The sequence below is a fragment of the Microbacterium tenebrionis genome (assembly GCF_020682665.1).
GTDB classification, from domain to species: domain Bacteria; phylum Actinomycetota; class Actinomycetes; order Actinomycetales; family Microbacteriaceae; genus Microbacterium; species Microbacterium tenebrionis.
Genome location: NZ_JAGTTM010000002.1, coordinates 623,774 through 650,121 on the forward strand (window position 1 = coordinate 623,774; position 26,348 = coordinate 650,121).

Genomic DNA, 26,348 nt, shown 5'->3' on the forward strand with positions numbered 1-26,348 from the left:
ATGGCAGTGACCGAGGCGGAGCGCCGCGCGATGACGCATGCACTCGCACTCGCCGCCCGAGGCCCGCGCGGTCCGAACCCGCAGGTCGGCGCCGTCATCCTCTCCGCTGCGGGCGAGGTCATCGCCGAGGGCTGGCATCGCGGTGCCGGCACTCCGCACGCCGAGGTCGACGCCCTCTCGAAGCTCCCCCCGGATGCCGCACGCGGCGCGACCGCCGTCGTGACGCTCGAGCCGTGCAACCACACCGGGCGCACAGGCCCCTGCGCGCTCGCCCTCATCGACGCGGGCGTCTCCCGCGTCGTGTACGCACTCGACGATCCCGGTGCCGTCTCGGGTGGCGGCGCCGAGCGTCTGCGCACAGCCGGCGTCGAAGTCGAATCCGGCGAGCAGGCGGATGCCGCCACCGCCCTCATCACCGACTGGCTCACCGCGCAGCGGCTCGGTCGCCCGCACGTCACCGTGAAGTGGGCGCAGAGCCTCGACGGACGCGCCGCCGCCGCCGACGGCACCAGCCAGTGGATCACCGGCCCCGAAGCCCGCGGCGATGTGCACCGCCGTCGCGCCGTCGCCGACGCGATCGTCGTCGGCACCGGTACCGTTCTCGCCGACGACCCGGCGCTGACCGCACGCGACGGCGATGCCCTGTTCGAGCATCAGCCCGTCCCCGTCGTCATCGGGTCGCGGGAGACGCCGGCGGATGCCGCGCTGCGCCGCCACCCGCATGAGCCCCTGTTCTTCGACACCCGCGACCTGACCGCGGTTCTCGCCGACCTCCATGCCCGCGGCATCCAGACGGTTTTCGTCGAGGGAGGCCCGACGCTCGCCAGCGCGTTCATCGCGGCGGGGCTCGCCGACCGCGTCCTCGCCTATCTTGCGCCCGTGCTGCTCGGCGGCGACCGGCTCGCCCTGACCGACATCGGCGTCGCATCCATCGTCGAAGCCCGCAGACTCACGATCGACGAATGGGTGCCGCTCGGCGCCGACCTGCTCGCGATCGCCCACTCTGCACGCACAGAAGAAGGAGAACTCTGATGTTCACCGGAATCATCGAGGAGATCGGCGAGATCACCGCCATCGAGCCGTCGGGCGACGGCTGGCGCCTCACCGTCCGCGCACCGAAGGCCGCGCAGGATGCCGTGCACGGAGAATCGATCGCCGTCTCCGGCGTCTGCCTCACCGTCGTCGGATCGACGTCCGAGAGCTTCGACGCCGACGTCATGAAGCAGACCCTCGACGTGTCAGCGCTGGCGACGGCATCCGTCGGTACCCGCGTGAACATCGAGAAGGCGATGCCGGTCGGTGCGCGCCTGGGCGGTCACATCGTGCAGGGGCACGTCGACGGCACGGGAGAGATCGCCGAGGTGCGACCCGGAGACCGGTGGAGCGTACTGCGCGTCACGATTCCCGCCGACCTCGCGCCCCTGGTCGTCGACAAGGGCTCCATCTCGATCGACGGAACCTCGCTCACCGTGAGCGCGGTCAGCACAGCGGGCGGCGATGAGCACTGGCTCGAGGTCTCCCTCATCCCCGAAACCCTCTCCGCCACGACACTCGGAGGCCGCGCCGTCGGCGATCGCGTCAACCTGGAGACCGACATCCTCGCCCGTCATGTCGAACGCCTGCTGGCGTTCCGGGCTGCACCGGAAGGAGGCTCGCGATGAGCCTTTCCACCATCGAAGAAGCCCTCGAGTCGCTGCGGGCGGGGCGGCCGGTCATCGTCGCCGACGACGAGAACCGCGAGAACGAGGGCGACGTCATCCTCTCCGCCGAACTCGCCACCCCCGAGTGGGTCGCGTGGACGGTGCGCTGGTCGTCCGGCTTCATCTGCGCCCCGATGCCGTCGGATCTGGCCGACCATCTGAACCTGCCACCGATGGTCGAGGCCAACGAGGACGCGCGCTCGACCGCCTACACGGTGAGCGTGGATGCCGCGGAGGGCGTCACGACCGGGATCAGCGCGTCGGATCGCGCGCACACCCTGAACGTTCTGGCGAACCCGGCGTCGACCTCGACGAGCGTCATCCGCCCCGGTCACGTCCTGCCCCTGCGCGCCGTCGACGGCGGGGTGCGCGAGCGCGGCGGTCACACCGAGGCCGCTGTCGACCTGATGAAGCTCGCCGGTCTCCAGCCAGTGGGCGCGATCGCCGAAGTCGTCGCCGAGGACGGCAGCATGATGCGCCTGCCCGGCCTGAAGGAGCTCGGCAAGCGCGACGGGGTTCCGGTCATCACTATCGAGCAGCTCATCGGCCATCTCAACGAGATCGACCCGCTGGAGGGGCCGGTGACCTCGTCCCGGACCGGACGGCGCCGCGTGAGCCTGCGAGCCGACGCCACAGTGCCGACCGAGCACGGCGTATTCCGCTTCCTCGCCTACAAGGACCGCGTGACGGGCACCGACCATATCGCGGTCGTCTCGGGCGAGCCCGGCGAGACCGCTCTGGTGCGCGTGCACTCCGAGTGCCTGACCGGTGAGGCGTTCGGTTCGCTCAAGTGCGAATGCGGTCCTCAGCTGGACGCAGCCCTCGACGCGATCGAGCAGGATGGCGGCGTCGTCATCTACATGCGCGGCCACGAGGGCCGCGGCATCGGCCTGATCAACAAGCTGCGCGCGTACAGCCTGCAGGAGGAGGGGCTCGACACCGTCGACGCCAACCTCGCCCTCGGCCTTCCCGCCGACGCCCGCGAATACGCTGCGGCCGCCGGCATCCTCGGCGACCTCGGCATCGCGAAGGTGCGTCTGCTCACCAACAACATCGACAAGGTGAGCCAGTTGCGCGAGCTCGGACTCGACGTGATCGAACAGGTTCCGCTGATCGTCGGCGTCGGACCCGACAACCATCAGTACCTCGAGACCAAGCGCGACCGCATGGGGCACATCCTCGGCGAGGCAGAGCTCGCCGAGGCCCTCGCGCACGGAAAGGACCAGGCATGAGCCGCGCAGGAGCACCTTCCCCCACCGAGAAGATCGACGGCACGGGACTGCGCGTCGTCGTCGTCGCCGGCACCTGGCACGACGTCATCACGAACGGACTGATCGCGGGCTCCGAGCGAGTGCTCACGGCATCCGGGGCGACCTACGAGATCGTCCGCGTGCCCGGTTCTTTCGAGCTCGCCGTCGCCGCGCAGGCCGCCTTCGCCGGCGGCGCGGATGCCGTCGTGGCGCTCGGCGTCATCATCCGTGGCGGCACCCCGCACTTCGAGTACGTGTCGGCGGCGACGACCGACGGCCTCACGCGCGTGGCGCTGGATGCCGGCAAGCCGGTCGGCTTCGGCGTCCTGACCCTCGACGACGAGCAGCAGGGTCTGGATCGTGCGGGCCTCGAGGGTTCGAAGGAGGACAAGGGCGCCGAGGCTGCGGATGCCGCGCTGCGCACCGCCCTGGTCGTGCGGGCCCTTCGACAGGCTCAGGGACCGCGCGGCTGAACCCGCTGAGGTTCACCTGGGTAGCGGACGCCGCAGCGCAGGGCTAGCCTGACGGCATGGAGACCCTGCGCCACGTCGTCGTCCTCGTCCACCTCGTCGGTTTCGCCGTGCTCTTCGGGGCATGGGCGGCCCAGGCCTTCGGCGGCAAGCGCCAGATCACGAGGATGATGGACTGGGGTCTCGCGATCGCCGGTGCCGCCGGCCTGGCTCTCGCCGCCCCCTGGGGCCTCGCTGACGGCGTGGAGATGAACTACGCCAAGATCGGCACGAAACTCGTGGTGCTGCTCATCATCGGCGCACTGCTGGGCATCGGCGCCGGACGGCAGAAGCGCGGTGCCACCGTGCCCCCCGCGGTTTTCTGGCTCGTCGGCCTCCTGACGCTCGCGAACGCCGGCATCGCCCTGCTCTGGCGGTAACACGCGGCGAGCTGTGCACAGCTGATTCTCAGGAAGGCGTAAACTCCCCGGGTGCTCGTTCTTCGGGCACCCGATCGTCAGGAGCACCTTGAGCACCACCGTCAAACCGGCCAACCCCCGCTCGCGCGTCATCACGGCGAGCCTCGTCGGCACCACCATCGAGTTCTACGACTTCTACGCCTACGCGACGGCCGCTGTCCTCGTCTTCCCGATCCTGTTCTTCCCGAGCGACAACGAGACGGCTTCGCTGCTGGCGTCCTTCGCAGTCTTCGGCGCCGCCATGGTCGCCCGCCCCATCGGCGCGATGGTCTTCGGACACTTCGGCGACAAGTACGGCCGCAAGGCGACGCTCGTCGCATCCCTGCTCACCATGGGCATTGCGACCGTCCTCATCGGCGTTCTGCCGACGTTCCAGCAGATCAACTGGGTCGCGCCCCTCCTGCTGCTCATCCTGCGTCTCGCGCAGGGCTTCGCGCTCGGCGGCGAATGGTCGGGAGCGGCCCTGGTCGCCACCGAGAACGCCCCGAAGGGCAAGCGCGCCTGGTACGGCTCGTTCCCGCAGCTCGGCGCCCCGATCGGCTTCATCATCGCCAACTTCATCTTCCTGGGGATCAACTGGCTGCTGCCGCACGCCGAGGACCCGTCGCTGAAGTCCGAGGCTTTCCTCGCGTGGGGCTGGCGCATCCCGTTCCTGTTCTCGGCCGTCATGGTCATCATCGGCCTGTGGGTGCGGCTGAAGCTCGTGGAGTCCGACACGTTCAAGAAGGCGTCGGAGGTCGGCGCGATCCGCAAGATGCCGCTGGCGACCGTGTTCCGCCACTACTGGAAGCAGCTGATCCTCGGCACGTTCATCATGCTGGCGACCTACGTGCTGTTCTACCTGATGACGAACTTCACGCTGACCTACGGCACCGCGCAGACCGACGCCGCCGTGCCTGGTCTCGGGTTCGCGTACACCGACTTCGTGCTCATGCAGATCATCGGCGTGGTGTTCTTCGGCATCTTCACGTTGCTGTCCGGCCCGGTCGCGGATGCGGTCGGCCGGCGCCGCCTGCTCATGTGGGTGACGGCGGCGATCATCGTGTTCGGGCTGTCGTTCAACCTGTTCCTGCTGCCGCAGGCCGACCCGAAGTTCACCGGTGCTCTCACCCAGGCGCTGCTCGTGATCGGCTTCATGCTGATGGGCACGACGTTCGGCCCGATGGGAGCGCTGCTCCCGGAGCTGTTCCCGACCAACGTCCGTTACTCGGGCTCGGCGATCTCGTACAACGTGTCGTCGATCCTGGGCGCGGCGGTGGCTCCGTTCATCGCCGTGGCGCTGTGGAGCGCCGCCGGCGGATCGCCCGTGCTCGTGGGCGTGTATCTCGCGGCCATGGGCGTGCTGACGTTCATCGCGCTGATCTTCACACCCGAGACCAAGGACCACGACTACGAGGCAGACCTCGGCCTCGCGCAGAGCGCGGAGCTGTAACCCTTTCAAGTAACGCAAATGACCGCATCTCACGCTGAGATGCGGTCATTTGCGTTACTTCAGCGGTAGTCGGCGAATACGCGCTGCACCGAGCCGTCGAGCACCATCCGGCCGCCGTAGGGAACGATCCACTGCGGTCGGGTGTGACCGAAGGGCACGCCGACGCAGACCACGGCATCCGGGTTGTAGCGGGCGACGGTCTCGATGACGACATCGCGCTGGGCAGCGCGCAGCGCCGCGGCCTCGTCCTGCGACGGACGGAACTCGAAGTCGCTCACCGGCGGACGCGCGACCAGGACGCCGGCGATCGCCGAGAGGATGCCGCGCTCCCCCAGGCCGCGCATCCATCGGCCGACCCAGGACGCCGGCGGCCGCTCCTCGCTCGTCTCGATGAGCAGGATCGCACCCTCCAGATCGGATGCCGCCGGCAGCCGCCCCGCGAACGCCAGCCCGTCGAGCACCTCGAGGCATCCGCCCCATGTGCGTCCCTCGACGCGCTTCGCCGGCCCGGCCCATTCCCAGGGTTCGGTGGGGACGCGATCGCCGAACTCCGTGAGGGCGCGCGGGTCCTCCCAGCGCCGGCCGACGTCCTCGGATTCGCCGGGTTCGGTCAGCTCGAGCTCGCCGCCGTCGAGCAGCGCCGCGCGCAGCGATCGCGCGTGGATGACGTCGACCGCAGGACCCGGCCCGAGGTGCACGGCCGTCGAGCCGCCGTAGAAGCCGGGGATGCCGAGGCCCCACAGCCAGTTCAGGATGTTCGTGTTGTCGCTGTACCCGATGAACGGCTTCGGGTCGGCCTGCGCGATCGCGGCGTCCAGATGCGGCACCACGAGGATCTGATCGTCCCCGCCGATCGTCGCGAGGATCGCCCTGATCGACGAGTCGGCGAACGCCGCGTTGACATCCGCCGCTCTCGCCTCCGGCGAGGCTCCGAGTTCGCGTGTCGTCGGGTACTCCACCGGAATCAGACCGGTCAGTTCCGTGAGCCGGCGCATCGCCTGCTCATGCAGGGCCGGAGCGATTGCGGGTGCGGCGAACGCCGGCGAGAGCACCGCTACACGGTCGCCGGGGGTGAGCATGGGCGGTGTCAGCATCAGGCCATCATGACATCACCGACACCGCCTGCCGCCTCACTGGGCGGCGAGGAGCTCGCGGAGAGCGGCATCCACCTGCGGGATGAAGGCGGGATTGATCGCGAACAGCCCGAGGTGCCCGGATACGTCGTCGATCACTCGCAGTTCGCTCCGCGGAATAAGCGCCTGCTCGGCCGCGCAGTCGCGAACGGGGAAGAACATGTCCTCGCTGATCGGCATCACGAGCACCCTCGCCGTGATGCGAGCCAGCGCTGCCGCGAGGTCTCCGTCGGTGTGGCGGGAGACATCGCCGCGTTGCCACTTCCAGGCCATGGTGAGCAGCGCGTTGGGATCCATCGCGGTGAAGTACGGCTCGAGGAAGTCGCTCAGAAACGCGTCGCACGACGCGAACCCGAGGTCTGCCCATTTCTCCTGCTTCCAGAACTCCGTGGAGAATCCCATGGTCGCCCACAGGTGAGAATGACGTGCAAGACCGTCGTGCACATCGAGGTTCGATGCGTACTCGCCGCCGTTCCAGCCCGGATCCGACCAGATCTGCTCATTGAGCGTCTCGGTGAAGAGGAAGTCGTGAGGGGTGTTCTTCGCCGTTCCGGCGATCGGCGCCGCGCGGAGCACCTTGTCGGGAAAGCGTACCGCCCATTCGTAGGTCTGCTGCGCGCCCATCGATCCTCCGACGACCAGGGCCAGCCGCTCGATGCCGAAGTGCTCTCGCAGCAGTCGCTCCTGCGCGACCACGTCGTCACCGATACGCACGTGGGGGAACCGTGACGCGGAGATCGATGCGTCCGCTGTGTTGTGCGGCGAGACGGACAGGCCGTTGCCGATCTGGTTCACGCACACGATGAAGTACTTCTCGGGGTCGAGCGCGTGCTCGGGGCCCACGTACGCGTCCGCCCAGATCTGATGAGTGCCGGAGTACCACGTCGTGATCAGGATCGCGTTGTCCCGCGCCTCGTTCAGCGTGCCCCAGGTGCGCACGGCCAGCGTGCAGTCGGGAATCACGCCACCTTCCTCGAGCGCGAGTTCGCCGATGGATATCAGCGTGAAGTCCTTGTGGACGTCAGCGGTGTAGTACGGGTTCTCAAGCATGGCGACACTCCTTCGTGATCGGGTCCGCACGATCCTCTCCGATCGACGGCACCCTCATCGTGTCGTGCCGCGCAAGCCCGCGGTACAGACAGGTGCGCGATGCGGGGCAGCGGCACCGACGATTGTCGGGGTCAGTCGGCGGGGACCGTCACCGCGTCGAGCACGGTCGAGCTCTGCACGCGCCACAGTAGGAAGCCGATGCCCATTCTCGTGCGGCCGAGTCCGGTCATCGGGTCGAAGCCCAGCGCGGCGGTGAGGGAATCCACCCGCGCGGCCATGGTACTCGGATGGATGCCGAGGACACGCGCTGCTTCACGCATCGTCGTCGTGCGGATGATCGCGTCCAGAGTCGACGCGCCCCAGCTGTGTGCGGTGACGCTCGTGATACGATCGCGGTCCTCGTGCCCGCTCTGCTGCGCGAGATCGGCGAGCGTCACGGCGAGGCCTCCGAGATCATCCGCGTGGGATGCCTCCACTGATCTGCCGTCGTGGAGTCGCACCGCCACCATGGCCGTGCGAAAGGACGTCGGCAGATCGCGCAGTGGTGTCGCGACTCCGATTCCCGCCGGTGTTCCCTCCGGACGGTCGCTCCCCCGGATGAGCGCCACGTGCAGCGGCCCGGATGCCGTCGGCACGACGTCTTCGGGTCCGCGCGGATGCGTCTTCCAGCTCGCGAACAGCGGAGCGAGGACGACACGGAACGTCTCCTCCGACGACAGCCGCAGCCGCGACGCCGCCTCGAGGCGGTCTGGTTCGGGAACAGTCGGATCGATGAGGAGCGCGAGATCCCGGCGGGGTGGTGTGCGGTCGGCATGATCTCGTCGCATCCGCACGGCGAGTGACAGCCGCTCGAGAAGCAGGTCATCGTTGAGGCGCACAGCATCCTCGTCGCCCTCGATCCACACCCGCACGCCATCGTCATCGTGCGCGCGTCTGACATGGGCCGTCTGATCAGCGACAAGCGCCTCACCCGAGCGGGCGACGCGCATGAATCTGCCGGAGTATTCCGCGCCGGCCGTCGACCCCGACAGGGCGGCGGCAGCCGCGACCAGTCCGTGGATCGACACTCCTCCGGCCATGAGCTCGTCGAAGCAGGCGATGATCCGGATGCTCTCGCTGGCGTGCGGATCGAGCGAGTGGATGCGTCCGAGCAGCTCCTGCATCATGTCTCCTTCGCCAGGACTCCATTATGTCCCCGGGGCTGTCCGAGCGCGGCTGTCTCACGGCAGCAGAGTGCGCCGCACCCAGTCCGTGCGCGCACGGATCATCGCGCGCGCGATGGTCGTGTGCGGCGCGAAGATGTCGCAGGCGTGGAATGCGCCCGGCCAGACATGGAGCTCAGTCGGCACCCCTGCGTGCCAGAGGCGGGCGGCGAACTCGACCGATTCGTCACGGAAGATTTCCTCGGTGCCGACGTCGATGAAGGCGGACGGCAGTCCCGAGAGGTCCGTCGCCCGAGCGGGTGCCGCATACTCCGACACGTCGTCGGAGCCCACCGACTCGCCGAGCAGCGCGCGCCAACCGGTCTCGTTGCTGACGCGATCCCACACGCCGATGCCGTCGAACTCCGATGTCGAGGCTGTCACGCCTCGGTCGTCGAGCATGGGGTAGTCGAGCAGCATCCCGCACGCCTGCGGGCCGCCTCGGTCTCTGGCGAGGAGCGCGACGCCGGCGGCGAGCCCCGCACCGGCACTTGCGCCGGCGAGAAGAATACGATCCGGGTCGATCTGCAGGGCGGCACTCGACTCGGCGAGCCAGGCCAACGCGCTGTAGCAGTCCTCTACGGGATACGGATGCGGATGCGCCGGCGCAAGCCGGTATTCCACCGTCACGAGTCGCACGCCGAGTTCGGCGACGAGCGTGAGAGCGACGTCCATTCCGCTGAACCGATCGCCGAACATCATGCCTCCGGAGTGGAACGCGAGCAGTGCGGGAAGAGACCCGCCGGTGCCTTCAGGTGACACGATCGACGCGCTGAGGCGAGCGCCCTCATAGCCGGGGAACTCGATGTCGTCGACCGTCACCGGCAGCCCTGCGAGAAGCTCGTCCCGCGGACCCGACGCATAGGAGCGGCGCATGAACGGTATGAGCTCCGGCGTGATCGTCGGAGGAAAGACACCACCGACGATGGTCAGGGCCGCGCGCAGTTCCGGATCGATACGCGGATGCCGCATGATGTGCTCCTCATCGGGGTACTCGCCGCTGTTTTCATGATCACATGCGCAGCACGTGCACGGAGTCACAATCCATGGACACGACGGTCCGGTGTCAACATCGCTTGACGATCCACCCGTCGTCAACGTACATTGACGTCCATGACCGCTCACACCGCGCAGGCACTCGACCCGGACGGCGAGCCGATCGCCGAACTGCACCGGCTCGCCGGTATCCGTCTCGATATCACCCGCGCCGAAGAGGCGCAGGTGCGCCGCGCACGTCTGGCGGGATACTCCTGGCAGGCGATCGCCGGCGCCCTCGGCGTGACGAAACAGGCCGCGCACAGGAAGTACGGTCGTAGGTAAGCCCTTTTCTTCAGATCGAGGTCACGCATGTCTCGTACGGCGCCCACTCGCCGACGCGGACGCGGCGCGCCGCAGGACGGTCCGCGCGCCACCTTCCGCCAGCTCCTCCCCTTCCTGTTCGAGCACAAGCGCACGCTGATCGTCGTCGCCGTGCTCAGTGTCATCGGAGCGCTGACCTCGCTCGTCCAGCCGCTTCTCGTCGGCCAGGTCATCGGGTTCGTCCAGGACGGCAAGCCGCTCGGGATGCTCGTGTGGGCGCTCGTCGCATTCGTGATCATCTCGTCGGTGATCTCGGGTTACCAGCACTATCTGCTGCAGCGCACCGGCACGGCCGTGGTGCACTCCAGTCGCCGGAAGCTCATCGCCCGCATCCTGCACCTGCCGATCCGCGAGTTCGACGCCCGCCGCACCGGCGACCTCGTCTCGCGCGTCGGCACCGACACGACCCTCCTGTACGCCGTGCTGACGCAGGGTCTCGCGGATGCCGTCGGCAGCGTCCTGCTCTTCCTGGGCGCCCTGATCGCCATGCTGATCATCGATCCGCTCCTGCTACTGATCATCGTCGTCGTGGTCGGCGTCTCGCTCGCGGTCGTCGTGCTGCTCAGCGGCCGGATCCGCACAGCGTCGGCCGCGCAGCAGGTGAAGGTCGGCGAACTCGCATCGGCCGTGGAGCGCGCAGTGGGCTCGATCCGCACCGTGCGCGCATCCGGGGCGACCGAGCGCGAGACGGATGCCGTCAGCGGGCTCGCGGGCGAGGCGTACGGCATCGGCGTGCGGATCGCGAAGGTCTCCGCCCTCGTCGTGCCGATCGCGGGCGTCGCGCTGCAGCTGTCGCTGCTCGCCGTCCTCGGGGTCGGCGGCTTCCGCGTCGCGGCCGGGGCGATCAGCGTGGCATCCCTCGTGACGTTCGTGATGTTCCTCTTCATGCTCATCATGCCGCTCGCGACGACGTTCGGAGCGATCACCTCGGTGAGCCAGGCGCTCGGCGCGCTCGGGCGGATCCAGGAGGTGCTGGACCTGCCGACGGAGGATCAGGAGGATGCGACGATCGCCGCATCCCTCTCGGACGACCGGTACGGCGATGCGGATGCCGCCGCCATCTCGTTCCGCGATGTGCGGTTCCGCTACCCCGACGCCGTGATCGCCGCCCGCGAGGCGGCCGCGAATGAGGCGCGCACCCTGCTCGTCGACGCGCACCTGGAGCGGGCGGACGACGACCGCGATCCGGTCGAGAACGCCGAGGTGCTGCGCGGGGTGTCCTTCGACGTTCCGCGCGGCGCCCGGGTGGCGCTGGTCGGTCCGAGCGGCGCGGGCAAGAGCACGATCCTGTCGCTCATCGAGCGCTTCTACGACCCCACGGGCGGCTCGATCCGGCTGCACGGACACGACATCCGCACGTATCCGCGCGCCGAGCTGCGCGCGAACTTCGGTTACGTCGAGCAGGATGCTCCGACGCTCGCCGGCACGCTCGCCGACAACCTGCGCCTCGCCTCCCCCGACGCCACCGACGCGGACTGCGAGCGCGTGCTGCGCGCCGTGAACCTCGGCGACGTGCTCGAACGCGGCCCGCTCGGTCTGCAGACTCCGGTCGGCGAGGACGGCGTGATGCTCTCGGGCGGCGAGCGCCAGCGTCTCGCGATCGCACGGGCGCTGCTGACTGAGGCGCCCATCCTGCTGCTGGACGAATCGACGTCATCTCTCGACGGCGTGAACGAGCAGCGCATGCGCGAGGCCATCGACGCGGTCTCGGCCGATCGGACACTCGTCGTGATCGCGCACCGGCTCTCGACGGTCGTCGACAGCGACGTCATCGTCGTGCTCCAGGACGGCGAGGTCGTCGGCACCGGCACGCACTCCGAGCTCGTCGAGCAGGTGCCGCTGTACCGCGATCTCGCCAGGCATCAGCTCCTGGCGTAGCATCCACTCGCGTCGCGATATGCGGACGCTGTCCCGATCTGCAGACTGATTCCCCCGAAACGTCCGCAGATCGGGACAGGCCCGGTCGATCGGACGCGGAGCGCCCGGCTGTGGTCGCGGCGGCAGGATGGCGGGACCACTCAGCCATGGGTTCGTCCCTGCCATCCCGCCGACGCGGGTCTTGTGCGGCTACTGCGCCTTCTCGAGGCGGTAGCGGAGCGAGGCGAGCTCGGTGCGCAGCGCAGCCGGCAGCGTCTCGCCGAAGGTGTCGTAGAACGCCTCGGTCGAGTCGGCCTCTGCCATCCACGCCTGAGCGTCGACGGAGAACAGCTCCTCGAGGTCCTCGGCCGGCACGTCGATGCCGTCGAGGTTCAGGTCCTCGACCAGCGGCAGGCGGCCGATCGGGGTGTCGACCGCTGCCACCTCGCCGCTGATGCGGCGGATGATCCAGTCGACCACGCGGGCGTTGTCGCCGAAGCCGGGCCACAGGAAGCGGCCGTCCGCACCGCGGCGGAACCAGTTCACCTGGAAGATGCGCGGAGCCCGGTCGAAGCGCAGCTCACGACCGACCTGGAGCCAGTGCGCGAAGTAGTCGCCCATGTTGTATCCGCAGAAGGGCAGCATCGCGAACGGGTCGCGGCGCAGCTCGCCGAGCGTCCCCTCGGCGGCAGCGGTGCGCTCCGACGAGATCGTGGAGCCGAGGAAGACACCGTGCGTCCAGTCGGTCGCCTCGACCACGAGCGGCACGTTGGTGGCCCGGCGGCCGCCGAAGAGGATCACGTCGAGCGGGACGGCCTCTTCCCAGTCGTCCGAGATCTGCGGGCACTGCGCCGCCGCGACCGTGAACCGCGAGTTCGGGTGCGCCGCGGGGCGGCCCGACTCGGGCGTCCAGTCGTTGCCCTGCCAGTCGATGAGGTTGGCCGGCGGTGTGTCGGTCAACCCCTCCCACCAGACGTCGCCGTCGGGGCGGAGCGCGACGTTCGTGAAGATCGTGTTGCCCCAGAGGGTCTCGATCGCCGTCACGTTCGTCGACTCACCGGTACCGGGTGCGACGCCGAAGAAGCCGGCCTCAGGGTTGATGGCCCACATGCGGCCGTCCTCACCGGGGCGGATCCAGGCGATGTCGTCGCCGAGAGTCTCGACCTTCCAGCCCGGGATCGTCGGGCGCAGCATCGCGAGGTTCGTCTTGCCGCAGGCCGACGGGAACGCCGCGGCGACGTGGTACGCCTTGCCCTGGGGGTCGATGACGCGGATCAGCAGCATGTGCTCGGCCAGCCATCCCTCGTCGCGGGCGATCACCGACGCGATGCGCAGCGCGAAGCACTTCTTGGCGAGGATGGCGTTGCCGCCGTAACCCGATCCGTACGAGTAGACCTCGAGCGAGTCGGGGAAGTGGACGATGTACTTGTCGTCGTTGCACGGCCACTCGACATCCGCCTCGCCCGGTGCGAGCGGGGCGCCGACGGAGTGGACCGTCTTGACCCACGGTGCACCCTCGGCGATCTGACGCGTGACCGCATCGCCGACGCGGGTCATGATGCCGATGGACGCCACGGCGTATGCGCTGTCGGTGACCTGGACGCCGATGTGCGACAACGGGCCGCCCACGGCCCCCATGGAGAACGGCACGACGTACATCGTCCGACCTCTCATCGAGCCCTCGAAGAGGCCCGTCATCTTGGCGCGCATGTCGGCGGGGTCTGCCCAGTTGTTCGTGGGGCCGGCATCCTTCTCGTGCTCGGAGGCGATGAACGTGCGCGCCTCGGTGCGGGCGACGTCGCTGGGGTGCGACCGGGCGAGGTAGGAGCCGGGACGCCATTCAGGGTTGAGCTTGATGAGCTTGCCCTCGTCGACCAGCCCGCGCAGCAGCGCGTCGTTCTCGGCGGCCGAGCCGTCGACCCAGTGGACCGCTGCGGGCTGGGTGAGTTCGCGGATCTCCTCGACCCATGCCGTGAGCTCTGCCATGGCCGGCGTGTCATAAGTCGGAGCCGCGCCCAGGGTTCGCGCTGCGGAGACCGCGGGAACGCGAGGGGTGAAGGTCTCGACCATAGCCATGTCTGCTCCTTGATAGGGATCGTAGAGATCGGTTCTTGTATCTATCCTCCGGAACCCAGGCGAGTGTTTTCGGCCACTTTCGATCTAAAGAAATGCACTTCTTTCGCTATGCTCAAGGAATGAGCAGCTCCGGCATCCATCTCACGACCCTCGGTCATCGCATCCGGCACCACCGGGTCGCGCAGGGCTTCACCCTCGACGAACTCGGCGCGAAGGTCGGTGTCGCAGGCTCGCAGCTCAGCCTCATCGAGAACGGCAAGCGCGAGCCGAAGCTCTCGCTGCTGCAGTCCATCGCACAGGCCACCGGCACCGAGGTCGCCGACCTCATCTCGGGCGAGCCGCCGAACCGGCGGGCAGGGCTGGAGATCGAACTCGAGAAGGCGCAGGCGAGCCCCGTCTTCCGGCAGCTCGGTGTCAGCCCGGTGCGCGTCTCGAAGGGGATGCCGGACGAGACGATCGAATCGATCCTCGGGCTGCACCGCGAGCTGCAGCGCCGCGAGCGCGAGGCGATCGCCACGCCCGAGGAGGCCCGCAGAGCCAACACCGAGCTGCGCCTGCGGATGCGCGCGCAGAACAACTACATCGGCGACATCGAGAAGCTCGCCGAGAAGCAGCTGAAGTCGGCCGGGCACGTCAGCGGCGCGCTCACCCACCGGACCGTGATCATCATGGCCGAGAAACTCGGGTTCGAGCTCATCTACGTCAACGACCTGCCCCACTCGACGCGCTCGGTCACCGACCTCGAGAACAGCCGGATCTACCTGCCGCCGGCATCCATCCCCGGCGGTCACGGCCTGCGGTCCATGGCCCTGCAGGCGATGGCGCATCGCCTGCTCGGCCACACGCCGCCGACCGACTACGCCGACTTCCTGCAGCAGCGTCTCGAGATCAACTACTTCGCGGCCGCGTGCCTCATCCCCGAGACGGCGGGCATCGCGTTCCTGCAGCAGGCGAAGAAGGACCGCAACCTCGCGGTCGAGGACTTCCGCGACGCGTTCGGCGTCACGCACGAGGCCGCGGGCATGCGGATGACGAATCTCATGACCGAGCACCTCGGCATGAAGCTGCACTTCCTGCGCGTCGAGGGCAGCGGCGCGATCACGCGCGTGTACGAGAACGACGATCTGCCGCTGCCGATGGATGTCACCGGCGCCGTGGAGGGTCAGCCGGTGTGCCGCAAGTTCCAGGCACGGGCTGCGTTCGAGCAGCAGAACCGCACGACGGAGCGCTACCAGTACACCGACACCCCGTCGGGCACGTTCTGGTGCGCGACGCAAACGGGTTCGGGCAGCGACGGCGAGTACTCGGCCACGGTCGGCGTGCCCTTCGACGACGCACGGTGGTGGCGCGGACGGGAGACGTCGGACCGCGCCGTCTCGATGTGTCCCGACGAGGCGTGCTGCCGGCGACCCGATCCGGGCTTGGCGGATCGGTGGAACGGCCGCTCCTGGCCCAGCGCCCGCGTGCACACGCACATGTTCTCGCCGCTCCCCCGCGGCGCGTTCCCGGGCGTCGACGACAGCGAGGTGTACGCGTTCCTCGATCGGCACGCAGCGGAGTGATCTGCGGAGCGCGCGATGCTGGATGCTTTCGGTCGGTTCCGAGCGCGTGACACCGACGAAAAGCATCCAGCATCACCCCGTGATGAAGGCGGCGTAGCGGTCGAGCGCTGCGCCGATGTCGGCCGCGTCCGCGGCGCCTGGCGTCAGGAGCTCGGGGATGGGATCTTCGGCGTGCCGGCCGATCGCCGTCGACTGCCGCCAGGTGCCGATCACGACGCCGTCGCGGACGATGATCGGGCGCACCATGCCGTTCTTGCCCGGCCCAACGGCGGCCAGGTGCTCGGGCGGGCACGCGACCGTGCGATCGGCGTACGAGATGTAGTACTCCTCGAATGAGGCGAGCGCGAGCACGGATGCCGCGCGCGGGCTGCGCCGCGGCCGGTTGCTCGCCGCGAAGAGCCCGTCGTCCACTTCGTGGATGCGCTCGTCATTCTGCGCCGCCGATGCCGCGGCGCGCGCCGCCGTGAGCGTGACACCGGCCCACCATGCGAAGTCGGCGGCCGTCGCCGGACCGTGCCCGCCGATGTATCGCGCGAACATCTCGGCGGCGGGATCGACGGGCGATGCGGACTCGCCGATGTGCTCGTCGACGAGCACGAAGTACTGCTCGCGGCTCACTCCGCCCGGTCGCGCGACGGTCGGCCCCTGGCAGATGATGCCGCGCAGCGCTAGGGCTCCGATCGCGTGGGCGCCGCGCTGCCCGGCGGGGTCGATGCCGATGCCGACGAACAGGTCGAAGAGTTCTGCGCGTGTCAGGGCGTTGCCGCCTCGCAGCGCCGTCCGAACGACGTGCTCGACCCGCTTCAGCGCCTCGGCGTCGAGTCCGAGCTCGCGCAGCCGCGGCTCCTGCGCGCGCATCTGGCGTGCACCGGTCACCTGCAGCATCCACGCGAGGTCTTGTGCAGGGACGATGTGCAAGGTGCCGCGCTGCGTCCACGCGCGCACGAGGACACCGCGGTCGAACAGGCCGTCCACCGCGCTCACTGTCGGCGTGCCCGCGGTGCGGGAGGCCAGCGCCCAGCGACCGGCCCAGAACTCCTGCGCCTGCACGGCGAGCATGTGCTGCGCGGCATACGCCACCGAGCGCGCAGGGGCCGACAGCCGGTGCGACCGCAGCCGCTCCTGACGCAGCATCTCCGGCCTCATGCCCCCATCTTGCCCTGCGCGTCGGACATCGCCGCTCATGCCGTATCGAATCGGTCGGTCACAGACGACCAGAACCGACCGGATAGTCTGCACCTCCAGCCGGCCGCGTTGTCGAGTCTGAACGCGGCATCCGGCACGGAGTTCTCGGAGCGATCGGCCGGCGCCCTCTACTGCGTCGCCGAATCCGCCCCGGACGCCGCCCTCGCCTTCTTCTCCGAGCTGTTCGCGATGCGACCGGGCGGCCAGGGGCTCTGCGATGCGGAGCTGGCCGCATCGGCCGACGACGTGAGCGCAGCGGATGCCGCTGGCTGCATCGCCGACGGCACCCACCGGCAGTTCACCGTGGATCAGGCCCAGCAGCTGCCGACGAACCCGCAGACCGGCGGCGCGGGAACGCCCACCCTCGTCGTGAACGGTGAGTATGTCGCGATCACCGGCGACGTGGATGCCGACCTCCTCAGCCGGCTGGGCGGCTGACCCCGCACTGCCGATTCAGCCCTGCAGCGTCACCTCGCGGCGGGGCGGCAGCACGACGGGGTGCGAACCTGCCATGACCTCGAGCACGCGGATCACCTGGCACGAGTAGCCGTACTCGTTGTCGTACCAGACGTACAGCACGACGTCGCGGTCGTTCGCGATCGTCGCGAGCCCGTCGACGATGCCGGCGCGGTGCGAGCCGACGAAGTCCGTCGAGACGACCTCGGGGCTCTCGACGTAGTCGATCTGCTGACGGAGCTTCGAGTGCAGCGAGACGCGGCGCAGGTAGTCGTTGAGCTCATCCCTGGTCGCCGGGTTCTCGAGAGTGAGGTGCAGGACGGCCAGCGACACGTCGGGGGTGGGCACGCGGATCGCTGAACCCGTCAGCTTGCCTTCGAGCGCGGGCAGTGCGCGGGCGACGGCCTTGGCCGCTCCGGTCTCGGTGATGACCATGTTCAGCACGGCCGACCGGCCGCGCCGGTCGCCGGAGTGGAAGTTGTCGATCAGGTTCTGGTCGTTCGTGAACGAGTGCACGGTCTCGACGTGGCCGCGCACGATGCCGTACGCCTCGTCCATGGCCTTGAGCACCGGCGTGATCGCGTTCGTCGTGCACGAGGCCGCCGACACGATGCGGTCGGAGTCCTCGATCGTGGCGTCGTTGATGCCGTGGACGATGTTCTTCAGCGCCCCCTTGCCGGGGGCCGTGAGCAGAACACGGGCCGCGCCCTTCGCCTCGAGGTGACGGCGCAGGCCCGCCTCGTCGCGCCAGCGACCGGTGTTGTCGACGACGATGGCGTCGCGGATGCCGTACGCGGTGTAGTCGACGGATGCCGGGTCGTTCGAGTAGATGACCTGGATGCGGGTGCCGTTGGCGATGATCTGCTCGGCGTCCTCGTCCACGGTGACCGACCCCGCGAAGCTGCCGTGCACCGAGTCGCGCATGAGGAGCGAAGCACGCTTGACGAGGTCGTTCTCGGATCCGCGCCGGACGACGATGGCACGCAGGCGCAGTCCGCTGCCCCCGCTGTTGTGGGCGATGAGAATGCGGGCGAGCAGGCGTCCGATGCGCCCGAAGCCGTAGAGCACGACATCGGTGGGCTCGGCGGGCTCGGCGCCCATGGCAGGTGCGAGCGCCTCGCGCAGGTACTCGTCGAGCGGAGCATCCGTGTCGGAGAGCCCGGCGACGAGCCGCGCCACGTCGATCGACGATGCGCCGGGCGCGAGATCGCGGAGAGCCTCGAGAACGGCCAGGGTGTCTTCGAGAGCGAGCTCCTCGTGGCCGAGCTGGGCGACGCGCTCGTGCAACTCGATGATGCCCGTCGTCGAGAGCCCCAGCAGCCGGTGCCCGTGCAGCGACGTCACCACCTCATGATCGCGGCGGAGCGCGCCGATGAGCGGGACCATCCGCTCTGCGAGCTCTTCTCTGACCAACCAGTCATCACGGTGTGCCGCGAAGTCGTTCATCTGCGTCCTTGCAAGTTCTGAGCGCACCGAAGATCGTCCGGCGCGCGGGTTGCCGGGTGGAACATCGGGGGATGCTTCAAGAATAGTCCGCGACGGAGCCGTCCCTCACCGGGGCTAGCCTGGATGCATGGCGACGACCTTCACTGCCCGCGCTGCCCTGCTCGACATGGACGGCACGCTCGTCGACTCCACGGCCGTCGTCGAGCATCTGTGGCTGGAATGGGCGGAGCCGCACGGCCTGGACCGCGAGACGGTGCTGCGGACCGTGCACGGCCGCCAGGGGTGGCAGAGCATGGCGATCCTGCTGCCCGAGCGCGATCACGAGATCAACCTGATCGAGAATCAGCGGATGCTCGCACGCGAGAGCGCCGAGACCGACGGTGTCGTCGCGATCCGCGGCGCCGACGACCTGCTGCGCGCGCTGGACGGCCTCCCCCACGCCATCGTCACCTCAGCGAATGTCGCCCTCATGACCGCGCGCATGGGGGCCGCAGGGCTGGCCATCCCCGAACTCGCGGTCACCGCGGAGCGTGTGACGAACAGCAAGCCCGACCCGGAGGGGTTCCTGCTCGCGGCATCCCTGCTCGGCATCGCGCCCGCGGACTGCGTCGTGTTCGAGGACTCCGGCGCCGGCATCCGCGCCGGACTCGACGCCGGGATGACGGTCGTCGGCGTCGGCCCGCACGCGCCGTCCTTCGGCCCTGCGCACCACGTCGACGACCTGACGCGGGTCGAGATCGTGCCCGCGGCCGACGGGTTCGAGGTCAGGATCGGCTGAGCGCCCTGCCTGTTCAGCTCAGGGACGCGATCGCCTCGCGCAGGATGCCGTCCGCTGCGGCGAGCGCGTCGCGCGCACGGGACGCCTCGGCGCCCGTGATGGTCATGAGCAGCGCGAGCTTGACCGATCCGTCCGCAGCCCGCAGCGCCGCATCCGCCTCATCGACGCCGACGCCGGTCAGTTCCGCGACGGTGCGGATCGATCGTGCGTGCAGCTTCTCGTTCGTGGCGACGAGGTCGACCATCACCCCGCGATAGGTCTTGCCCAGTCGGATCATCGACAGCGTCGTCAGCATGTTGACGACGAGCTTCTGGGTCGTGCCCGACTTCAGCCTCGTGGACCCGGAGATGAACTCCGGACCCGTGACGATCTCGATGGGGATCTCCGCCACCGCACCGATGGCGGAGTCGCTGTTCGACGCGATCGCCACCGTGAGCGCCCCGATGCCGCGGGCGTACTCGAGTCCGCCGATCACGTACGGGGTCCGGCCGGATGCCGAGATGCCGACGACGGTGTCGCGCTCGGTCAGCCCGAGTTCGCACAGCGACACGCCTGCGGCGTCGCGGTCGTCCTCCGCGTTCTCGACGGCGGATCGCACTGCTCTCTCCCCTCCCGCGATGAGCCCGATGACCATCGAGGGGTCCGTGCCGAACGTGGGAGGGCACTCGCTCGCGTCGAGCACGCCGATGCGCCCGGCCGTCCCGGCGCCGATGTAGATGAGCCGGCCGCCACGGCGGAAACACTCGGTGATCCCGTCGACGGCGCGAGCGATGTCCGCCGCGCGCTCGGCGACGGCCGCGGGCACCCGCTGGTCCTCGGCGTTCATGAGCCGGACGAGCTCGACGGTGCTCTGCAGGTCGAGATCACCGCGCTCCGTGGTCGCGGCCTCGGTGTCGAGCCGGGCGAGCTGTCCGATGAGGGCGGACAGGCGATCGGAGGAACGAGGATCATCGGACACGGTGTACGAACCTTTCGTGAGATGTGTCGGCGCGCAGCGCGAGCAGGGCAGCGCCATCGAGGGCGTCCCCTCGGGCGGGTACCGGTGTGCGGCCGGCGTCGGTCAAGGAGCGCTCGAGCTCGGCGCGGAACCACAGATGCTCGGTGAGCCCGCCGTGCACGACGACGCCGGGGTGGTCGGATGCCGCGACGGCGGATGCCGTGAGCAGACGAACCGCCTCCGCGGCGATCTGTGCGGCGATCTGGTCGCCGTCGCGCGCGGCATCCAGGACGAGCGGGGCGATCCCGGCGAGCTGCCGCGCGACGGGGAGGAGGCCTGCGAGCCAGGCGACGGCATCCGGAGCGGGAGCGATGTGCGCGGCGATCGCGTCGGACAGCACAGTCGGCTCCCCGAGCCCCTCGCGGACGCGCAGCGCGGCGCGCACGCCCTCCCGGCCGATCCACGACCCCCCGCCGAGGTCCCCGATGTCGGGGCCCCATCCGTCGATGAGCCGGGTTCCGGCGTCGTCGACGCCCAGCGCCGCAGCTCCTGTGCCGGCGATGAGCAGCGTGCCCTGCCCGCCGTCCAGCGCACCGGCGTGAGCCGTGACGACATCCGATGCGACGGCCACCTGTGCCCCGGTCGCCTCCGCGAGACGTCGCGCGAGGTCGTGCGCGGCATCCGGATCCGCCCAGGCGCCGGCCGCACCGACGGCGAGCACCTCGAACCGGCCCGCCTGCGCGGCGAGTGGCTCGATCGCGGCCCGTGCGGCATCGACACCGCCGGACGTTGCCAGCCCAGGGGCGCCCGGTCCGGTGAAAACGCGCCGGGCGCCGGCATCCATGATCGCGACCCGGCAACGGGTCTTGCCGAGATCCACGGCGACGGTGATGGGCATGGGGCGGCTCTCAGGACGGGGAGATGCGCCGATCAGCGACGCGCAATTGTAAAGAGTCTATGCATAATGCTGGGCTGCGCGCTCGTGCCGCGTCGGCGGCCACGTCGTCCGCGGCCCGCAGGAACAGCATGATCCAGCTGAAGATGAGGATCGCCGCGATGAGCTCGACCGCGTCATACCGAGCGCACCTCGGCGCCCTTGGCCTCCAGGAGCTCCACGGCGAGCGCGAGCGTGCGCCCGGAATCGGCCACGTCATCGACGAGCAGCACGCGGCGTCCGTCGAGGTAGGCCATGTCGAGCTCGGGCGGCAGCACCTCCGGAGCATCCAGCACGGTGCCGATCCCCGTGTAGAACTCGACGTTGATCGCGCCGCAGTTCTTCGCACCGAGACCGTAGGCGATCGCTCCGGCCGGCAGCAGCCCGCCGCGGGCGATCGCGACCACCACCTCCGGCTCGAAGCCGCTGTCGAGGATGCTGCGGGCGAGATCCCGCGTCGCCGATCCGAATCCGTCCCAGGTGAGGGTCTCGCGCACGTCAGCCGTCATGCGACCATTCTTCCGCCTCCCCCGCAGTAGAATCGACGGGTCCGGCCGAGCCGGTGCTCGAAAAAAGGGCACGAAGCAGGCGACGCATCGAAGCGCCGCGCGAGACACATACGGAATCCATCCCGATACCGTCTCGAAAGGCTCCACCATGCCCTCCGTCTCCGCCCACGTCGCCCTCACCCTCGCTCAGCACGTCGACCACGTCTTCGGCGTCATGGGCAACGGCAACGCCTACTTCCTCGACGCTCTCGAGCGCGACACCGGTGCCGAGTTCACGGCGGTCCGCCACGAGCAGGGCGCCGTGGTCGCCGCCGATGCGCACTACCGCGCCTCGGGCAGGATCGCAGCGGGCACGGCGACCTACGGCGCCGGGTTCACGAACACGCTCACGGCTCTGGCCGAGTCCGTGCAGGCCCGCATCCCGCTCGTACTCGTCGTCGGCGATGAGCCGACGTCGGGCCCGCGGCCCTGGGACGTCGATCAGATCGCGCTCGCGTCCGCCGTCGGCGCGCGCACGTACACGGTCGGTCGGGCGGATGCTGCGGCGACCACGATCATCGCGGTCGAGCACGCCCTCACGTATCGGGTGCCCGTGGTGCTTGCGGTCCCCTACGACGTCGCGTCGCTCGAGGCGGGCGCGGTGCCGGATGCGCCGGCTCCGCGCGTTCCCGCAGCGCTCGCCCCCGCGGGCGAGTTCGCCGACGGGATGCTCGACGAGATCGCTGCGGCGCTGCGCGGCGCCGAGCGTCCGTTCCTGCTGGCCGGGCGCGGAGCGTGGCTGGCGGGCGCGGGTGAGCCCCTCGGCGCTCTGGCGGACGCGACCGGTGCCCTCACAGCATCCACCGCTCTGGGCCGCGGCGTGTTCCCGGCTGCCGAATACGACCTGGGAGTCACGGGCGGTTTCGGCGCCGAGGACGCGATGCGGCTCGTGCGCGAGGCCTATGTCGCGGTCGTGTTCGGCGCGTCGCTCAATCAGTTCACGATGCGCTTCGGCGACCTCTTCGCACCCGGGACACGGGTGTTCCAGGTCGATGTCGCGCCGGCGGCGACGCACGCGCACATCGGCGGCTTCGTGCGCGGCGACGCCCGCCTCGTCGCCGAGGCCCTTGTCGCGCGCCTCTCCCCCGCTCTCCCCGCGCACAACTTCGGATCCCAGGCTGAACACGCCGCGGATCCGGGCGGCGCCGACGGCGAGTCGCCCGCGGCATCCGAAGCTGTGCCCGGCTTGGGCGCGGAGCAGAAGCATGAGCAGGGGCGGATGCCGTGGCGGGAGAGCGTCGATGTCGCCGCCGCCCGCACGTATGACCGCGGCGACGACCTCGCCCCGGACGGCCGACTCGACCCGCGGTCCGCTGCTCGCCGCATCGCCGAGCTGCTGCCGGCGGATCGTGTCGTCGTCTCGGACGGCGGACACTTCATCGGCTGGGCCAACATGTACTGGCCGGTGGCATCCCCCGATCGGATGATGATGGTCGGAACAGCTTTCCAGGCGATCGGACAGGGCTGGCCGAGCGTGGTCGGCGCGACCCGTGCCCGTCCGGAATCGACGATCGTGCTCACGAGCGGCGACGGCGGCGGTCTCATGGCCATCGCCGACCTCGAGTCGGCGGTGCGCTCCGCCGGCGGACGCGGCTGCGCCGTGATCTGGAACGACGCCGCCTACGGCGCCGAGGTGCACCTGTACGGGCTCAAGGGCCTCGCCGAGGACCCGATGCTGATCCCCCAGGTCGACTTCGCGGCATTCGCCGCCGCCGTCGGTGCCGAGGGCGTCGTCGTCGAGACCCTTGCCGACCTGGACCGCCTGGCGACGTGGTCTGCGCAGCCCGCCGAGGAGCGTCCGTTCCTGCTGTTGGATCTGCGGGTCTCCCCCGCCGTCGTCGCGCCCTATCAGCAGGAGATCATCCGGGTGAACAGCTGAGAGGGCTGGGCGTCACGTGGTACAGATAGGCTCCTCGCCATGGCAGAAGACCCCGAGGTCCTGCGGTACAGCGCATTCGCGGCGACTGCGGAGGGCGGCAATCCGGCCGGGGTCGTGCTGGACGCGTCGCGCCTGGACGACGCTGCGATGCAGCGGATCGCCGCCGAGGTCGGGTACTCGGAGACCGCGTTCGTCGTCGGCCAGGATGCCGATGAGCCGACCTATCGCGTTCGGTTCTGGTCACCCGCCGCCGAAGTCCCGTTCTGCGGCCACGCCACCGTGGCGACGGCGGTCGCTCTGGCCGAGCGAGACGGCCCGGGGCACGTCGCGTTCGAGACGCTGGGCGGGCGGGTCGAACTGCGGTCGGCGACCGACGAGACCGGAACCGTGACGGTGTCCTTCACCAGCGTGGATCCCGAGGTGCGCGACATCGACGACGAGGTGCGGGATGGCCTCCTGGCGCTTCTCGGACTCACCGGCGCCGACCTCGATCCCCGCTTTCCCGTCCGCGAGGCGTACGCGGGCAACTGGCATCCCATCGTGGTCATCGCCGAACGCGACCTGTTCCACCAGTTCCGTTTCCTTCCCGCCGATGTCGCGGCGATCATGCGCGAACTGGGCTGGCTGGGCACGGTGACGGTGCTGCACGAGCTCCGCCCCGGGGTCTTCGAGGCCCGCAATCTCTTCCCGGTCGGCCGGATCACCGAGGACCCGGCGACGGGTTCTGCTGCGGCATCCACCGGAGCGTACCTGCGCGAGCACGGCTACCTGGAGCGGACGATCCGCATCGAGCAGGGTCGTCATGTCGGCAGGCCGAGCGCGCTCGTCGTCACGATCCCCGACTCGGGCGGCATCGAGGTCACCGGCGGCGCGACGCGGATCCGCTGACCAGCCCTGTCACTCGATCAGTTCGAGCCCCTGCACGCGGACCTGCTCGAGGTCGAGGTTCGCCGAGATTCGGCGGACGATCATGTCGTCCACGGCACCGGAGCGGCGCAGGCCGAAGAGCACCTCGCGCTTGTGATCGAGAACCGCGAGCTTGAGGCGGGCGAACTCCTCATGACGGATGATCGGCGACCGTTGCTCGAGATCGACGTCAGTGGAGGTCGCGACCATCTGCAGCGTCGTGCCCCGCACGCCGATCGCCGAGGCCTGCACGTCCATCGACGCGTCTCCGAACTCGACGGATTCGTCGGCGAGCGGATCGGGCGCGTCGAGCATGTCCTCCATCGCCCCGACCTCGGCGTCGATGAGCGCGCGCTCCCTCGCCATCGCCCGTGCGTTCGCGAGCTCGAGGCGCTCATACCCCTCGCGCCTCACGCGGTCACGGATCTCGTCGCTGATGCCGTTCTCGGCGGCGAGGGCATCGAGGGCGGTCATGGCGGCGCCCGAGATCGCGCGCTCGGCGAGTTCGAACTCCTCGTCCTCGCCGTGGTCGACCGGAAACCGCGCCCACCGGACGACCGCCGGCAGCAGCGGGCCCTGCACCAGCAGGCTCAGCAGGATGACCCCTGCGGTGACGAAGATGATGTCGTCGCGGCCGTCCAGCGGCGCACCGTCGGGCGCGGCCAGCGGCCCGGACAGCGCGATCGCGAGCGACACAGCGCCGCGCATGCCTGCGACCGTCGTCACGATCTGCATGCGCGTGCGCAGTCCGCGCGGAGGCCGCGCACTCTCTCCGACGCGCTGGAACGGCATCGCCAGCAGCTGGAACGCGAACCGCACCGCGAGCAGCACGAGCCACACGGCGAGTGTCGCGAGCACGAGCCAGCCGATCTCGCGCAGCGAGGTCTGGTGCACGACCCATTGCACCTCGATCCCGATGAGCACGAACAGCGCGCCGTTGAGGAGGAACACTCCGAACGGCCACACCGTCTCGGCCTGACGGCGGGATGCGGCGGTGCTGATCGCCGGATTGATGTACGCGACGATGAGCCCTGCGACGACCACGGCGAGCACGCCGGAGGCGTGGATCATCTCGGCGACCATGAACGCCGTGAACGGAACGAGCAGCAGCGTCACGTTGATGACGATGGTCGCCCGCGGGGTCCGCAGCAGCAGCCAGGCGAGAGAGGCGACCGCGACGCCGACGGCGATGCCGCCGAGGTACGAGACGATCACGCTCCAGGTCACCGAGAGCGGGGTGATCTGCCCGCCGACGGCGAGCGAGACGGCGATCGCGTACAGCACGAGAGCCGTGCCGTCGTTGGTCAGGCTCTCGGCCTTGAGCTTCATGAAACTGCGCCGCGGCAGAAGCCGACCCAGGGCCGCGACCGCGGTGGCATCAGGTGGCGCGACCGCGGCGCCGAGAATCAGAGCGATCTCCCACGGAGCGACGTCGTCAGGCTCTCCCAGAACAGCATGACCGGCAGGAACAGCAGCAGGACGGTCTCGGGCGGCAGCTGAACCTCGCGCAGCGCCGGGACGAAACCGAGCAGCAGACCGAACACGACCAGCACCAGGGGCAGCGCGAGGCGCACCCGCGGCGCCAGCAGCGTTCCGACCAGGATCGTCAGTCCGAGCAGGACCGTGACCTCAAGACCCTCCATGCGCGCACCCCATCCGCCGTCACGAGTGGGCGCGACGTGCGAAGAAGCACAGCGCCCGTCAGGCAAACGGTATTCCCGTCGGTGCGC

Annotated in this window: 24 protein-coding genes and 1 pseudogene; 13 read left to right on the forward strand and 12 right to left on the reverse strand. The window is 69.6% G+C overall.

What is annotated here, in order from left to right; all coding sequences use genetic code 11:
• The 6 genes from ribD (at nucleotide 1) to KEC56_RS08350 (ending at nucleotide 5,310) form a co-directional block, all read left to right on the forward strand.
• A complete protein-coding gene (gene ribD / locus KEC56_RS08325) occupies nucleotides 1–1,032 on the forward strand; it encodes a bifunctional diaminohydroxyphosphoribosylaminopyrimidine deaminase/5-amino-6-(5-phosphoribosylamino)uracil reductase RibD (protein ID WP_227530562.1) in 1,032 nt (343 codons plus the stop codon).
• Nucleotides 1,032–1,661, forward strand: a complete 630-nt coding sequence (locus KEC56_RS08330; protein WP_227530563.1) for a riboflavin synthase — start codon at nucleotides 1,032–1,034, stop codon at nucleotides 1,659–1,661. Before ribD ends, KEC56_RS08330 begins: the two co-directional genes overlap by 1 nt.
• Nucleotides 1,658–2,932, forward strand: coding sequence for a GTP cyclohydrolase II (gene ribA / locus KEC56_RS08335; protein ID WP_227530564.1), 1,275 nt, complete (start codon nucleotides 1,658–1,660; stop codon nucleotides 2,930–2,932). The genes KEC56_RS08330 and ribA overlap by 4 nt, the downstream gene beginning before the upstream one ends.
• Nucleotides 2,929–3,423: a 6,7-dimethyl-8-ribityllumazine synthase gene (gene ribH / locus KEC56_RS08340; protein ID WP_227530565.1), complete on the forward strand. Its 495-nt coding sequence runs from the start codon at nucleotides 2,929–2,931 to the stop codon at nucleotides 3,421–3,423. The genes ribA and ribH overlap by 4 nt, the downstream gene beginning before the upstream one ends.
• 56 nt (nucleotides 3,424–3,479) lie before the next feature.
• Nucleotides 3,480–3,839 carry a Fe-S protein gene (locus KEC56_RS08345; RefSeq protein WP_227530566.1) on the forward strand — a complete coding sequence of 120 codons (360 nt, stop codon included), beginning with the start codon at nucleotides 3,480–3,482 and terminating at the stop codon, nucleotides 3,837–3,839.
• An 88-nt stretch (nucleotides 3,840–3,927) separates the two neighbouring features.
• Nucleotides 3,928–5,310, forward strand: coding sequence for an MFS transporter (locus KEC56_RS08350; RefSeq protein WP_227530567.1), 1,383 nt, complete (start codon nucleotides 3,928–3,930; stop codon nucleotides 5,308–5,310).
• Between the two features lie 59 nt (nucleotides 5,311–5,369).
• On the opposite strand, the gene KEC56_RS08355 is transcribed toward KEC56_RS08350, so the two are convergent.
• From KEC56_RS08355 to KEC56_RS08370, 4 genes are all read right to left on the reverse strand, one after another.
• Nucleotides 5,370–6,404 carry a S66 family peptidase gene (locus KEC56_RS08355; protein ID WP_227530568.1) on the reverse strand — a complete coding sequence of 345 codons (1,035 nt, stop codon included), beginning with the start codon at nucleotides 6,402–6,404 and terminating at the stop codon, nucleotides 5,370–5,372.
• 36 nt (nucleotides 6,405–6,440) lie between these two features.
• Complete coding sequence (locus KEC56_RS08360; protein WP_175985773.1) at nucleotides 6,441–7,493, reverse strand: alpha/beta fold hydrolase; 1,053 nt, start codon at nucleotides 7,491–7,493, stop codon at nucleotides 6,441–6,443.
• Between the two features lie 131 nt (nucleotides 7,494–7,624).
• Nucleotides 7,625–8,656 (reverse strand): CdaR family protein, encoded by a 1,032-nt coding sequence (locus tag KEC56_RS08365; protein ID WP_227530569.1) that lies wholly within the window; start codon nucleotides 8,654–8,656, stop codon nucleotides 7,625–7,627.
• A 57-nt stretch (nucleotides 8,657–8,713) separates the two neighbouring features.
• Nucleotides 8,714–9,667, reverse strand: coding sequence for an alpha/beta hydrolase (locus KEC56_RS08370; RefSeq protein ID WP_227530570.1), 954 nt, complete (start codon nucleotides 9,665–9,667; stop codon nucleotides 8,714–8,716).
• A gap of 141 nt (nucleotides 9,668–9,808) precedes the next feature.
• Between KEC56_RS08370 and KEC56_RS08375 the strand changes: the two genes are divergently transcribed.
• Complete coding sequence (locus tag KEC56_RS08375; RefSeq protein ID WP_175985770.1) at nucleotides 9,809–10,015, forward strand: AsnC family protein; 207 nt, start codon at nucleotides 9,809–9,811, stop codon at nucleotides 10,013–10,015.
• A 27-nt stretch (nucleotides 10,016–10,042) separates the two neighbouring features.
• Nucleotides 10,043–11,932: an ABC transporter ATP-binding protein gene (locus KEC56_RS08380; protein ID WP_175985769.1), complete on the forward strand. Its 1,890-nt coding sequence runs from the start codon at nucleotides 10,043–10,045 to the stop codon at nucleotides 11,930–11,932.
• 189 nt (nucleotides 11,933–12,121) lie between these two features.
• Here the strand turns inward: KEC56_RS08380 and KEC56_RS08385 are convergent, their stop codons facing one another.
• A complete protein-coding gene (locus KEC56_RS08385; RefSeq protein ID WP_372456256.1) occupies nucleotides 12,122–13,987 on the reverse strand; it encodes a phosphoenolpyruvate carboxykinase (GTP) in 1,866 nt (621 codons plus the stop codon).
• 119 nt (nucleotides 13,988–14,106) lie between these two features.
• Between KEC56_RS08385 and KEC56_RS08390 the strand changes: the two genes are divergently transcribed.
• Complete coding sequence (locus KEC56_RS08390) at nucleotides 14,107–15,549, forward strand: helix-turn-helix domain-containing protein (RefSeq protein WP_227530571.1); 1,443 nt, start codon at nucleotides 14,107–14,109, stop codon at nucleotides 15,547–15,549.
• A gap of 72 nt (nucleotides 15,550–15,621) precedes the next feature.
• Here the strand turns inward: KEC56_RS08390 and KEC56_RS08395 are convergent, their stop codons facing one another.
• Nucleotides 15,622–16,695: a winged helix DNA-binding domain-containing protein gene (locus KEC56_RS08395; protein ID WP_227530572.1), complete on the reverse strand. Its 1,074-nt coding sequence runs from the start codon at nucleotides 16,693–16,695 to the stop codon at nucleotides 15,622–15,624.
• 108 nt (nucleotides 16,696–16,803) lie between these two features.
• On the opposite strand from KEC56_RS08395, the gene KEC56_RS08400 reads away from it, so the two are divergent.
• A complete protein-coding gene (locus KEC56_RS08400; RefSeq protein ID WP_227530573.1) occupies nucleotides 16,804–17,172 on the forward strand; it encodes a DsbA family protein in 369 nt (122 codons plus the stop codon).
• Nucleotides 17,173–17,187: 15 nt separating this feature from the next.
• On the opposite strand, the gene KEC56_RS08405 is transcribed toward KEC56_RS08400, so the two are convergent.
• Nucleotides 17,188–18,636, reverse strand: coding sequence for a glyceraldehyde-3-phosphate dehydrogenase (locus KEC56_RS08405; protein ID WP_227530574.1), 1,449 nt, complete (start codon nucleotides 18,634–18,636; stop codon nucleotides 17,188–17,190).
• 127 nt (nucleotides 18,637–18,763) lie between these two features.
• On the opposite strand from KEC56_RS08405, the gene KEC56_RS08410 reads away from it, so the two are divergent.
• Nucleotides 18,764–19,414 (forward strand): HAD-IA family hydrolase, encoded by a 651-nt coding sequence (locus KEC56_RS08410; protein ID WP_227530575.1) that lies wholly within the window; start codon nucleotides 18,764–18,766, stop codon nucleotides 19,412–19,414.
• A gap of 13 nt (nucleotides 19,415–19,427) precedes the next feature.
• Here KEC56_RS08410 and murQ read toward each other — a convergent pair whose 3' ends face one another.
• The 3 genes and pseudogenes from murQ to KEC56_RS08425 form a co-directional block, all read right to left on the reverse strand.
• A complete protein-coding gene (gene murQ, locus KEC56_RS08415) occupies nucleotides 19,428–20,372 on the reverse strand; it encodes an N-acetylmuramic acid 6-phosphate etherase (RefSeq protein WP_227530576.1) in 945 nt (314 codons plus the stop codon).
• The gene (locus KEC56_RS08420; RefSeq protein ID WP_227530577.1) at nucleotides 20,362–21,249 is read right to left on the reverse strand and encodes an N-acetylglucosamine kinase; all 888 of its coding nucleotides are present in this window, start codon (nucleotides 21,247–21,249) and stop codon (nucleotides 20,362–20,364) included. The genes murQ and KEC56_RS08420 overlap by 11 nt, the downstream gene beginning before the upstream one ends.
• Before the next feature lie 176 nt (nucleotides 21,250–21,425).
• Nucleotides 21,426–21,794, reverse strand: a pseudogene (locus KEC56_RS08425) (phosphoribosyltransferase); the annotation flags it as partial.
• A 148-nt stretch (nucleotides 21,795–21,942) separates the two neighbouring features.
• On the opposite strand from KEC56_RS08425, the gene KEC56_RS08430 reads away from it, so the two are divergent.
• Both KEC56_RS08430 and KEC56_RS08435 read left to right on the forward strand, forming a co-directional pair.
• Nucleotides 21,943–23,712, forward strand: a complete 1,770-nt coding sequence (locus KEC56_RS08430) for a thiamine pyrophosphate-binding protein (RefSeq protein WP_227530578.1) — start codon at nucleotides 21,943–21,945, stop codon at nucleotides 23,710–23,712.
• A gap of 39 nt (nucleotides 23,713–23,751) precedes the next feature.
• A complete protein-coding gene (locus tag KEC56_RS08435; protein WP_227530579.1) occupies nucleotides 23,752–24,600 on the forward strand; it encodes a PhzF family phenazine biosynthesis protein in 849 nt (282 codons plus the stop codon).
• 9 nt (nucleotides 24,601–24,609) lie between these two features.
• Here the strand turns inward: KEC56_RS08435 and KEC56_RS08440 are convergent, their stop codons facing one another.
• Both KEC56_RS08440 and KEC56_RS08445 read right to left on the reverse strand, forming a co-directional pair.
• Nucleotides 24,610–26,067 (reverse strand): cation:proton antiporter, encoded by a 1,458-nt coding sequence (locus KEC56_RS08440; protein ID WP_227530721.1) that lies wholly within the window; start codon nucleotides 26,065–26,067, stop codon nucleotides 24,610–24,612.
• On the reverse strand, nucleotides 26,025–26,261 hold the full coding sequence (locus KEC56_RS08445) for a hypothetical protein (RefSeq protein ID WP_227530580.1): 237 nt from the start codon (nucleotides 26,259–26,261) through the stop codon (nucleotides 26,025–26,027). The genes KEC56_RS08440 and KEC56_RS08445 overlap by 43 nt, the downstream gene beginning before the upstream one ends.
• Between the last annotated feature and the right edge of the window lie 87 nt (nucleotides 26,262–26,348).

Bases quoted from the DNA above. Each gene is read 5' to 3' on its own strand.
- ribD (WP_227530562.1), top strand. From the start codon at position 1: ATGGCAGTGACCGAGGCGGAGCGCCGCGCGATGACGCATGCACTCGCA.
- KEC56_RS08330 (WP_227530563.1), top strand. From the start codon at position 1,032: ATGTTCACCGGAATCATCGAGGAGATCGGCGAGATCACCGCCATCGAG.
- ribA (WP_227530564.1), top strand. From the start codon at position 1,658: ATGAGCCTTTCCACCATCGAAGAAGCCCTCGAGTCGCTGCGGGCGGGG.
- ribH (WP_227530565.1), top strand. From the start codon at position 2,929: ATGAGCCGCGCAGGAGCACCTTCCCCCACCGAGAAGATCGACGGCACG.
- KEC56_RS08345 (WP_227530566.1), top strand. From the start codon at position 3,480: ATGGAGACCCTGCGCCACGTCGTCGTCCTCGTCCACCTCGTCGGTTTC.
- KEC56_RS08355 (WP_227530568.1), bottom strand. From the start codon at position 6,404: ATGCTGACACCGCCCATGCTCACCCCCGGCGACCGTGTAGCGGTGCTC.
- KEC56_RS08360 (WP_175985773.1), bottom strand. From the start codon at position 7,493: ATGCTTGAGAACCCGTACTACACCGCTGACGTCCACAAGGACTTCACG.
- KEC56_RS08365 (WP_227530569.1), bottom strand. From the start codon at position 8,656: ATGCAGGAGCTGCTCGGACGCATCCACTCGCTCGATCCGCACGCCAGC.
- KEC56_RS08370 (WP_227530570.1), bottom strand. From the start codon at position 9,667: ATGCGGCATCCGCGTATCGATCCGGAACTGCGCGCGGCCCTGACCATC.
- KEC56_RS08375 (WP_175985770.1), top strand. From the start codon at position 9,809: ATGACCGCTCACACCGCGCAGGCACTCGACCCGGACGGCGAGCCGATC.
- KEC56_RS08380 (WP_175985769.1), top strand. From the start codon at position 10,043: ATGTCTCGTACGGCGCCCACTCGCCGACGCGGACGCGGCGCGCCGCAG.
- KEC56_RS08385 (WP_372456256.1), bottom strand. From the start codon at position 13,987: ATGGCTATGGTCGAGACCTTCACCCCTCGCGTTCCCGCGGTCTCCGCA.
- KEC56_RS08390 (WP_227530571.1), top strand. From the start codon at position 14,107: ATGAGCAGCTCCGGCATCCATCTCACGACCCTCGGTCATCGCATCCGG.
- KEC56_RS08395 (WP_227530572.1), bottom strand. From the start codon at position 16,695: ATGAGGCCGGAGATGCTGCGTCAGGAGCGGCTGCGGTCGCACCGGCTG.
- KEC56_RS08405 (WP_227530574.1), bottom strand. From the start codon at position 18,636: ATGAACGACTTCGCGGCACACCGTGATGACTGGTTGGTCAGAGAAGAG.
- KEC56_RS08410 (WP_227530575.1), top strand. From the start codon at position 18,764: ATGGCGACGACCTTCACTGCCCGCGCTGCCCTGCTCGACATGGACGGC.
- KEC56_RS08420 (WP_227530577.1), bottom strand. From the start codon at position 21,249: ATGCCCATCACCGTCGCCGTGGATCTCGGCAAGACCCGTTGCCGGGTC.
- KEC56_RS08430 (WP_227530578.1), top strand. From the start codon at position 21,943: ATGCCCTCCGTCTCCGCCCACGTCGCCCTCACCCTCGCTCAGCACGTC.
- KEC56_RS08435 (WP_227530579.1), top strand. From the start codon at position 23,752: ATGGCAGAAGACCCCGAGGTCCTGCGGTACAGCGCATTCGCGGCGACT.
- KEC56_RS08445 (WP_227530580.1), bottom strand. From the start codon at position 26,261: ATGGAGGGTCTTGAGGTCACGGTCCTGCTCGGACTGACGATCCTGGTC.